This is a genomic window from Oceanibium sediminis (genome assembly GCF_003265325.1).
Lineage (GTDB): Bacteria > Pseudomonadota > Alphaproteobacteria > Rhodobacterales > Rhodobacteraceae > Halovulum > Halovulum sediminis.
This window is the reverse complement of the sequence record NZ_QGNX01000045.1, coordinates 1-1,186: the sequence shown is the minus strand read 5'-3', so window position 1 is coordinate 1,186 and position 1,186 is coordinate 1. Positions and strand designations below refer to the sequence as shown.

Genomic DNA, 1,186 nt, shown 5'->3' with positions numbered 1-1,186 from the left:
TGAGCTACTCCCCATCCGTTGGACAGGATCTGGCGTAAATTAAGCTACTCGTTGCACCTGCTGATCGGGTTGGTTGATATCATTTCTCTGCCAATAGACCACGGCTGGCGGTCTGCCACCAAGGGCGGAATGGGGGCGCTTGCGGTTGTAGAACTCGATCCATTTCCCGACGCCCGCCTTTGCCTCCGATCCGGTCTCCCAGGCGTGCAGGTAGACGCACTCGTATTTCAGGCTCCGCCAGAGCCGTTCCACGAAGATATTGTCGAGGAACCGCCCTTTGCCGTCCATGGAGATGCGCACACCGGATCGGCGCAATCGGTCCGTTCAGGCAAACGATGTGAATTGGCTGCCCTGGTCAGTGTTCATGATTTCGGGCGGGCCGAACTTATGGATGGCCTCGTTCAGCGCTTCGACGCAGAACGAGGCTTCCAGCGTGTTCGAGATGCGCCAAGCCAGAACCTTGCGCGTATGCCAATCCATGATCGCCACCAGATACAGGAACCCGCGCCGCATCGGCAGATAGGTGATGTCTGCGGCCCAGACCTGACCGGGCCGATCAACGCGCAGCCCCCTGAGCAGGTAGGGATAGGTCTTGTGCCCCTTCGCCGCCTTGCTGGTGTTGGGCTTCTGGTAGATCGGCATCAGGCTCATCAACCGCATCAGCCGGCGGATGCGCTTTTCGTTGACCGGGTGTCCCTCGTTGCGCAAGTGCCATGTCATCTGCCGAACCCCGAAGAACGGTGTCTCAACGAATTGTTTATCAATTTGGCGCATGAGCGCGAGGTTCAGCGCCGTTTCGCCCTTGGGCCGGTAGTAGAACGAGGACCGCGAGATCGACAGCAGTCGGCACTGCTTGCCGATGGACAGATCCGGATTGGCTGTCTCGATCATCTCCCGCCTCACTTTCCGGTCCACGGCTTGAGCTTTCTGGACAAAAAATCGTTGGCCACAGCCAGCTCCCCGATCTTGGCGTGCAACTCCTTGACCTGCTCCTCGTCAATCTCGGGGGCTTTCTTGCCACCACGTTCGAACACGCCGGATGCGCCTTCCAGTAATGCCCGCTTCCAGGTGTGGATCATCGTCGGATGAATCCCGAACCGGCTTGCCAGCTCGGCCACCGTTTGCTCACCCTTCAGCGCCTCAAGCGCCACCTTCGCCTTGAACTCAGGCGAATGCTGCTTCCGTT

The 1,186-nt window shown here is 59.2% G+C and carries 1 pseudogene; it reads right to left on the bottom strand.

Annotated elements, in window-relative coordinates:
* Positions 1-39: 39 nt before the first annotated feature.
* A pseudogene (locus DJ029_RS21480) lies at positions 40-1,186 on the bottom strand (IS3 family transposase); the annotation flags it as partial.